General features: G+C 70.4%; 10 protein-coding genes. 9 read left to right on the top strand and 1 reads right to left on the bottom strand.

The window, feature by feature from the left end; translation table 11 throughout:
- The first annotated feature begins 13 nt into the window (after positions 1 to 13).
- The 5 genes from MVA01S_RS27525 to aroB are packed head-to-tail and all read left to right on the top strand — an operon-like array spanning position 14 to position 4302.
- Positions 14 to 826 carry a shikimate dehydrogenase gene (locus MVA01S_RS27525; RefSeq protein ID WP_003933400.1) on the top strand — a complete coding sequence of 271 codons (813 nt, stop codon included), beginning with the start codon at positions 14 to 16 and terminating at the stop codon, positions 824 to 826.
- A 9-nt stretch (positions 827 to 835) separates the two neighbouring features.
- Positions 836 to 1288 carry a prepilin peptidase gene (locus tag MVA01S_RS27520; protein WP_003933401.1) on the top strand — a complete coding sequence of 151 codons (453 nt, stop codon included), beginning with the start codon at positions 836 to 838 and terminating at the stop codon, positions 1286 to 1288.
- Between the two features lie 40 nt (positions 1289 to 1328).
- A complete protein-coding gene (aroC, locus tag MVA01S_RS27515) occupies positions 1329 to 2552 on the top strand; it encodes a chorismate synthase (RefSeq protein WP_174539005.1) in 1224 nt (407 codons plus the stop codon).
- Positions 2552 to 3214: a shikimate kinase gene (locus MVA01S_RS27510; RefSeq protein ID WP_003933403.1), complete on the top strand. Its 663-nt coding sequence runs from the start codon at positions 2552 to 2554 to the stop codon at positions 3212 to 3214. Before aroC ends, MVA01S_RS27510 begins: the two co-directional genes overlap by 1 nt.
- Before the next feature lie 8 nt (positions 3215 to 3222).
- Positions 3223 to 4302, top strand: a complete 1080-nt coding sequence (aroB, locus tag MVA01S_RS27505) for a 3-dehydroquinate synthase (RefSeq protein ID WP_040543026.1) — start codon at positions 3223 to 3225, stop codon at positions 4300 to 4302.
- On the opposite strand, the gene MVA01S_RS27500 is transcribed toward aroB, so the two are convergent.
- Positions 4299 to 4892: a B-4DMT family transporter gene (locus MVA01S_RS27500; RefSeq protein ID WP_003933405.1), complete on the bottom strand. Its 594-nt coding sequence runs from the start codon at positions 4890 to 4892 to the stop codon at positions 4299 to 4301. The two genes, aroB and MVA01S_RS27500, sit on opposite strands and share 4 nt — an antisense overlap.
- A gap of 33 nt (positions 4893 to 4925) precedes the next feature.
- On the opposite strand from MVA01S_RS27500, the gene MVA01S_RS27495 reads away from it, so the two are divergent.
- The 4 genes from MVA01S_RS27495 to MVA01S_RS27480 are packed head-to-tail and all read left to right on the top strand — an operon-like array spanning position 4926 to position 7622.
- A complete protein-coding gene (locus MVA01S_RS27495) occupies positions 4926 to 6008 on the top strand; it encodes a M24 family metallopeptidase (RefSeq protein WP_003933406.1) in 1083 nt (360 codons plus the stop codon).
- 20 nt (positions 6009 to 6028) lie between these two features.
- A complete protein-coding gene (gene efp, locus MVA01S_RS27490; protein WP_003933407.1) occupies positions 6029 to 6592 on the top strand; it encodes an elongation factor P in 564 nt (187 codons plus the stop codon).
- Entirely contained in the window at positions 6585 to 7076 is a 492-nt protein-coding gene (gene nusB, locus MVA01S_RS27485) for a transcription antitermination factor NusB (RefSeq protein WP_003933408.1), read from the top strand. The genes efp and nusB overlap by 8 nt, the downstream gene beginning before the upstream one ends.
- Positions 7077 to 7622 (top strand): hypothetical protein, encoded by a 546-nt coding sequence (locus MVA01S_RS27480; RefSeq protein WP_003933409.1) that lies wholly within the window; start codon positions 7077 to 7079, stop codon positions 7620 to 7622.
- The last annotated feature ends 13 nt before the right edge of the window (positions 7623 to 7635 follow it).

Genomic DNA, 7635 nt, shown 5'->3' with positions numbered 1-7635 from the left:
GCGGACAGCACCGATGAGCGCTTGCGCCCGAAGGGCGGGCGTGTTGGGGTCGCCCATCGCGCATTCGCGCTCACCGCAGCTGCACCTGGCCGCCTACCAGGCCCTGGGGCTGACCGACTGGACCTACGAGCGCATCGAGTGCACCGCTGAGCAACTGCCCGCTCTGGTGACCGGGTTCGGTCCCGAGTGGGTCGGGGTGTCGGTGACGATGCCGGGCAAGTTCGCCGCGCTGCGGGTTGCGGACGAGGCGACCGACCGGGCCAGGTTGGTCGGGTCGGCCAACACTCTGGTGCGTACCGGTGCCGGCTGGCGCGCGGACAACACCGACGTCGACGGGGTGGTCGGCGCGCTGGCCGGGGTCGATCTGTCAGAGCGCGCGATGGTCATCGGTTCCGGCGGCACCGCCCCTGCGGTGGTGGTGGGGCTGGTGACGCTGGGGGCGCGATCGGTGGCGGTGGTCGCCCGCAACGCCGCGAAGGCCGCCGGGCTGGTCGAGCTCGCGCAGCGGTGCGGGGCGCACGGCGAATGGGTCGACCTCGACGCGGATCGGCTGGCCGCGGCGGTGTCCGGCGTCGAGGTGGTCGCGAACACCGTGCCTGCGGACGCGGTGGCGCCGTATGCGGGCGCGCTGGCCGCGACGCCGGTGCTGCTCGACGCGATCTACGATCCGTGGCCCACCCCGCTGGCGGCTGCCGTGCAGGCGGCGGGGGGACGGGTCATCGGCGGGCTGGAGATGCTGCTCAACCAGGCTTTCACCCAGGTGGAGCAGTTCACCGGGCGACCGGCGCCCAAAGACGCGATGCGGGCGGCGCTCACCGCGCCCTAGCCTTGGTGGGTGGGGGACTTCGGGTCGGCAGCGGCCGCCGTCGGGGTGACCGTCTGGCTGATCGTGTTGTGCGCGTATGACTTTCGGCACCGGCGACTGCCGAACGCGTTGACCGTTCCTGGCGCGGTGGTGATCCTGTCGGTTGCCGCGGTGTGCGGACACGGGGTGGCCGCCGCGCTCGGGGCCGTCGCGTTGTCCACGATCTACGCCGCGGTGCACCTGGTCGCACCGGCGGCGATGGGCGCCGGCGACGTCAAGCTCGCCGTCGGGCTCGGTGCGTTGACCGGCGTGTTCGGCCCCGACGTGTGGGTCCTGGCCGCGGTCGGGGCGTCGCTGCTGACGGCCGTGCTGGCATTGGGTCTGCGACTGTGCGGTGCGGGGCCCACGGTGCCGCACGGCCCGTCGATGTGTCTGAGCAGCGCGGCGGTGCTGACCCTGGCGTTGTGCAGCCAGGGCCTGTGAATGTCGCCGGTTTTCGGGACTGAGGGTCCGCCATGCGAAAATGGGCCGCGTGTTGCGATGGACGACTGCAGGTGAATCCCATGGCCGGGCGCTGGTGGCGATGGTCGAAGGCATGGTCGCCGGCGTCCATGTGACGTCCCAGGATATTTCGGCCCAATTGGCCCGCCGCCGTCTCGGCTACGGCCGTGGCGCCCGGATGAAGTTCGAGCAGGATCAGGTCACGGTGCTGACCGGGGTGCGTCACGGGCTGACCCTCGGTGGTCCGATCGCGATCGAGATCGGCAACACCGAGTGGCCGAAGTGGGAGGCCGTGATGGCCGCCGATCCGGTCGACGCCGAGGTGCTGGCCGCCAGCGCGGCGCGCAACGCGCCGCTGACCCGCCCGCGTCCCGGTCACGCCGACTACGCGGGCATGCTGAAATACGGCTTCGACGACGCCCGCCCGGTCCTTGAGCGCGCCAGTGCGCGCGAGACCGCGGCCAGGGTCGCCGCGGGCACGGTGGCGCGGTCGTTCCTGCAGCAGGCGCTCGGGGTCGAGATCGTCTCCCACGTCATCTCCATCGGCGCGTCGGCGCCCTACGATGGCCCGCCGCCGCAGTTCGCCGACCTGGCCAAGATCGACGCCAGCCCGGTGCGCGCATTCGACCCGGCCAGCGAGGCGCTCATGATCGACGAGATCGAGGCGGCCAAGCGCGACGGCGACACGCTCGGCGGTGTGGTCGAGGTGGTGGCCCACGGGCTTCCCGTCGGCCTGGGCTCGTTCACCAGCGGCGACAACCGACTCGACAGCCAGCTTGCCGGCGCGGTGATGGGCATCCAGGCGATCAAGGGCGTCGAGATCGGCGACGGGTTCGAGACCGCCCGGCGCCGCGGCAGCGTCGCCCACGACGAGATCTACCCCGGTCCCGACGGCGTGGCGCGGTCCACCAACCGGGCCGGCGGACTCGAAGGCGGCATGACCAACGGGCTGCCGGTCCGCGTCCGCGCGGCGATGAAGCCGATCTCCACCGTGCCGCGCGCGCTGGCCACGATCGACATGACCACCGGCGACGAGGCCGTCGCGATCCACCAGCGCTCCGACGTGTGCGCGGTGCCCGCGGCCGGCGTGGTCGTCGAGACCATGGTCGCGCTCGTGCTCGCCCGGGCCGCACTGGAGAAGTTCGGCGGCGACTCGCTGGACGAGACCCGGGCCAACATCGACAACTACCTGCGTGCCGTCGCGGCGCGCGAGCCGTCCACCCGCGGGGCAAGGGCCTCGGGCTGATGGCGCCCAAGGCGGTACTGGTCGGGCTGCCCGGGTCCGGCAAGTCCACCATCGGCCGGCGCCTGGCCAAGGCGCTGGAGGTGCCGCTGCTCGACACCGACGCCGCGATCGAGAAGCGCACCGGCCGCACCATCGCCGACGTCTTCGCCACCGACGGCGAGGCCGAGTTCCGGCGCATCGAGGAGTGTGTGATCCGCGAGGCGCTGGCCGAGCACGACGGCGTGCTGTCGCTGGGCGGCGGGGCGGTGACCACCGAAGGCGTGCGCGAGGCGCTGTGCGGTCACACCGTGATCTATCTGGAGATCAGCGCCGCGGAGGGCGTGCGCCGCACCGGCGGCACCACCGTCCGTCCGCTGCTGGCCGGTCCCGATCGCAGCGAAAAGTTCAAAGCATTGATGGCCCAACGGGTTCCGCTGTACCGGCAGGTCGCCACGATGCGCGTCAACACCGATCACCGCAATCCCGGTGCGGTGGTGCGACACATCGTCGGCCGCCTGGAGAACCCGACGGCCAAACCTGACCGACGCCGTCGGCGATCCGTCTGGCGACGGGCGCCGCTGTCACTGACGGCGTCGCCGTCGACGGAGGCGCCGCCCAGTCCCGCCGCGGTCGCGGCCAAGAAGAGCACGGGTTCGCCGTGCGCGCGAAAGGACACCCAGTGACAGAGTCGGTGACCGACCCGGTAACCGTCCACGTAAGGACCGACCCGCCGTACCCGGTGATCATCGGCACCGGGCTGCTCGGCGATCTGGCGCGCATCCTCGACGGCAGGCACAAGGTCGCGATCCTGCACCAGCCCACCCTGACCCAGACGGCGGAGGCCATCCGAAGCCATCTGGCGGACAAGGGGATTGACGCACATCGCGTCGAGCTCCCGGACGCCGAAGGCGGCAAGGAACTGCCTGTGGTCGGGTTCATCTGGGAGGTGCTCGGCCGCATCGGCGTGGGCCGCAAGGACGCGATCGTCAGCCTGGGTGGGGGAGCGGCCACCGACGTCGCCGGTTTCGCCGCGGCCACCTGGTTGCGCGGCATCGACATCGTGCACGTCCCGACCACCCTGCTGGGCATGGTCGATGCGGCGGTCGGCGGGAAGACCGGCATCAACACCGATGCGGGCAAGAACCTCGTCGGCGCGTTCCACCAGCCCGCGGCGGTGCTCATCGACCTGGCGACGCTGGAATCGTTGCCGCGCAACGAGATCGTGGCCGGCATGGCCGAGATCGTGAAGGCGGGATTCATCGCCGACCCGGTCATCCTGGACATGATCGAGGCCGATCCGCAGGCCGCGCTGGACCCGACGGGGCCGGTGCTGCCCGAGCTGATCCGGCGGGCCGTCGTGGTCAAGGCCGAGGTGGTGGCCGCCGACGAGAAGGAATCGCAGCTGCGCGAGATCCTCAACTACGGGCACACCCTGGCGCACGCGATCGAGCGCCGGGAGCGGTATCAGTGGCGCCACGGAGCGGCGGTATCGGTGGGTCTGGTGTTCGCCGCCGAACTGGGCCGGCTGGCCGGGCGGCTCGACGACGCCACCGCCGAGCGGCACCGCGCGATCCTGACCTCGCTGGGCCTTCCCGTCAGCTACGACGCCGACGCACTGCCACAGCTGCTGGAGTCGATGCTCGGGGACAAGAAGACCCGCGCGGGCGTGCTGCGCTTCGTCGTGCTCGACGGGCTCGCCAAGCCCGGACGGCTGGAAGGTCCGGACCCGGCGCTGGTGGCCGCCGCGTACGCCGAGGTCGCGCGCAGCTAGTTCTGGTTGGGGCGGGTCGGATCGTCCTCAGCGACGGCGACCGACGAGCTCTGACGTTCGGTCTCGGCGCCGTCGGGATATGTCTCGTAGTCGCGGTCGTCGCGCACGGCGGCGAACACGTCGGTGTCGGCGCGGTCGTCGTCGGCCTCGCGGCGGCGCGGCTCGTCCGGGGTCTTGCGGTCGACGAGCCAGCGCCCGAGTGCGACACCCAGGATCGCCGACAGGAACACCAGCAGCGCGGTGAACGCGGCGAACGTCGTCAGCTCGTTGATCAGCCCCTCGACGTAGAGGTTCTTGTAGAAGATCCCGATGAACCAGGCCACCGCCCCGCTGACGACGCCGGCGAACAGGCCTGCCAGCAACCACGTCATCGCCATGTCGGCGCGCCGTTCGGGGTCCGGGTTCGCCCGGGCGTCGCGGCGGCCGTCGACATAACCCCAGATCAGCGCCGCGATGGCGTACGCCGCGACCAGCGTGGCGCTGATCAGACCCGCCTTGGTTTCCCACGCGTTGATCAACGCGCCCTGGAACAGTCGGACGATGACCATCAGGGCCGCGAACACCAGTCCGCGCAGCAACCACTTACTCATGAGGCCTCACCTTAGCGAGTAGCGTCACTCGCTGTGACGATTTCTCAGCGCCGCCACCGATTGCGTCAGCGCCTCGCCGAAGCCGGCCTGGACGCGATGCTGGTATCCGACCTGGTCAACGTGCGTTATCTGTCGGGATTCACCGGTTCCAACGCCGCGCTGCTGGTGTGCGTCGACGACGAAACGCCGGTGCTGGCGACCGACGGGCGCTACCGGACCCAGGCCGCGCAGCAGTCACCCGACGCCGAGGTCGTCATCGAACGGGCGTGCGGCCCGCATCTGGCGGGGCGCGCGGCCGCTGCAGGAGTGCGCAGACTGGGGTTCGAGAGCCATGTGGTCACTGTCGACGCGTTCGCGGGGCTGACGAAGGCGGCCGGTGACAGCTGTGAGCTGGTCCGTGCCGCAGGCACCGTCGAAGGCCTGCGCGAGGTCAAGGACGCCGGGGAGATCGCGCTGCTGCGGCTGGCATGTGAGGCGGCCGACGCGGCACTGAAGGATCTGGTGGATCGCGGCGGGCTGCGCGCCGGCCGTACCGAGAAGGAAGTCCGCAACGAGCTGGAGGCGCTGATGCTCGAGCACGGCGCCGACGGCGCCTCGTTCGAGACGATCGTCGCGACCGGGGCGAACTCGGCGGTCCCGCATCACCGGCCCACCGACGCCGTGCTGGCCGACGGTGACTTCGTCAAGATCGACTTCGGCGCACTGGTCGCCGGATATCACTCCGACATGACGCGGACGTTCGTGCTGGCGCCGGTCGCCGACTGGCAGCGCGACCTCTACGCCCTGGTCGCCGCCGCCCAGCGGGCAGGCAGCGAGGCCGTCGAACCCGGGGCGGCGCTCAGCGCGGTCGATGCGGCAGCACGGCAGGTCATCGTCGACGCCGGGTACGGCGAGAACTTCGGGCACGGGCTCGGGCACGGGGTGGGACTGCAGATCCATGAAGCGCCGGGAATCAACGCGGCGTCCGCCGGTACACTGCTTGCTGGCTCTGCGGTGACCGTGGAGCCCGGCGTCTACCTGCCCGACCGCGGCGGTGTCCGCATCGAGGACACGCTCGTGGTCGACAAGCGTCCCGAACTACTCACGAGGTTCCCCAAGGAACTGGTGATCATCTAGAAAGCTAGGAGTACAACCGCGTGGCATCGACCGCCGACTTCAAGAACGGGCTCGTCCTCCAGATCGACGGCCAGCTGTGGCAGATCGTCGAGTTTCAGCATGTCAAGCCCGGCAAGGGGCCGGCCTTCGTGCGGACCAAGCTGAAGAACGTGGTGTCCGGAAAGGTCGTCGACAAGACCTACAACGCCGGCGTGAAGGTGGAGACCGCCACGGTGGACCGCCGCGACGCCACTTATCTGTACCGCGACGGCTCGGATTTCGTGTTCATGGATTCCGAGGACTACGAGCAGAATTCGCTGCCTGAGTCTCTGGTCGGGCGTGCCGCAGGGTTCCTGCTGGAGAGCATGCCGGTGCAGATCGCGTTCCACAACGGAACCCCGCTGTATCTGGAGCTTCCGGTGACCGTCGAGCTGGTGGTCACCCACACCGAGCCGGGTCTGCAGGGCGACCGGTCCAGCGCGGGCACCAAGCCGGCGACGCTGGAGACCGGCGCGGAGATCCAGGTGCCGCTGTTCATCAACACCGGCGACAAGCTGAAGGTGGATTCGCGCGACGGCAGCTACCTGGGAAGGGTCAATGCCTGACCGGAGGGGCGACCGGGGACGGCACCAGGCTCGGAAGCGCGCCGTCGACCTCCTTTTCGAGGCCGAGGCCCGCGGGCTCTCCCCAGCGGAGATCGCCGAGGGACGGAATGCGCTGGCGGAGAAGCAGACTGATGACCTCACTCCGCTGAACCCGTACACCGTGACGGTGGCGCGCGGGGTCACCGAGCACGCCGCGCACATCGACGACCTGATCTCCTCGCATCTGCAGGGGTGGACTCTGGACCGGCTGCCGGCCGTGGACCGGGCGATCCTGCGGGTGGCGGTGTGGGAACTTCTGCACGCCGAAGACGTGCCGGAGCCGGTGGCCGTCGATGAGGCGGTGGAACTGGCCAAGCAGCTCTCGACCGATGACTCGCCGGGCTTCGTGAACGGTGTGCTCGGCCAGGTGATGCTGGTGACGCCGCAGATCCGTGCGGCCGCCGCGGCGGTGCAGGGCAGGCCCGACGGCGGCAGCGGCACGTAGATGGCCGCGCCGCAGGACTGGGCTCCGTATTCGAGCGTGCAGGACGCGGCGCGGGTGTATCTGCGCGACCCCGACCTGGCGCTGGATCAGATCCGGTCCGTGGTCGAACCGTCGGCGATCAGTTCCTTCGTCATGTCGCGGGGCCTGCGCGACGAGCGGTGGGGTGAGGCGCTCTGGCAGGAGGTGCTGGCCACCGACGGCCACCGCCTCGTGATGTGGCGCGCCGACGACGACGTCGCATCGTCGGACGTCGACACGGAGCCGCGACGGATCCTGTTGTCCTCGGTGCGGACGATCCTGTTGTCGACGATCACCGACCAGGTGCTGTCCACCGAGTACGACGTGCTCGGCGACGGCACCCGCCGGCTGGCGGAGGTGAAGCTGCGGCTGTACACGCAGCTGGTCACCAGGGCGCGACAGAAGTCGGCGACCGAGACCGACCTCTACTGCGAGTCGTTCCGGTTCGTGAAGTCCGTCGACAACGGCGGGCTGGCTCAGATGCAGCGGCTGCTGCAGTTCGGCCGGGTGTTGTCGCAATCCCTGTAGCCGCCGGGTGCTC

The sequence above is a fragment of the Mycolicibacterium vaccae NBRC 14118 = CIP 105934 genome, from assembly GCF_001552715.1.
GTDB classification, from domain to species: domain Bacteria; phylum Actinomycetota; class Actinomycetes; order Mycobacteriales; family Mycobacteriaceae; genus Mycobacterium; species Mycobacterium vaccae.
Note: the sequence above shows the minus strand (reverse complement) of the source record. Positions and strands in the feature narration are given on the sequence as shown.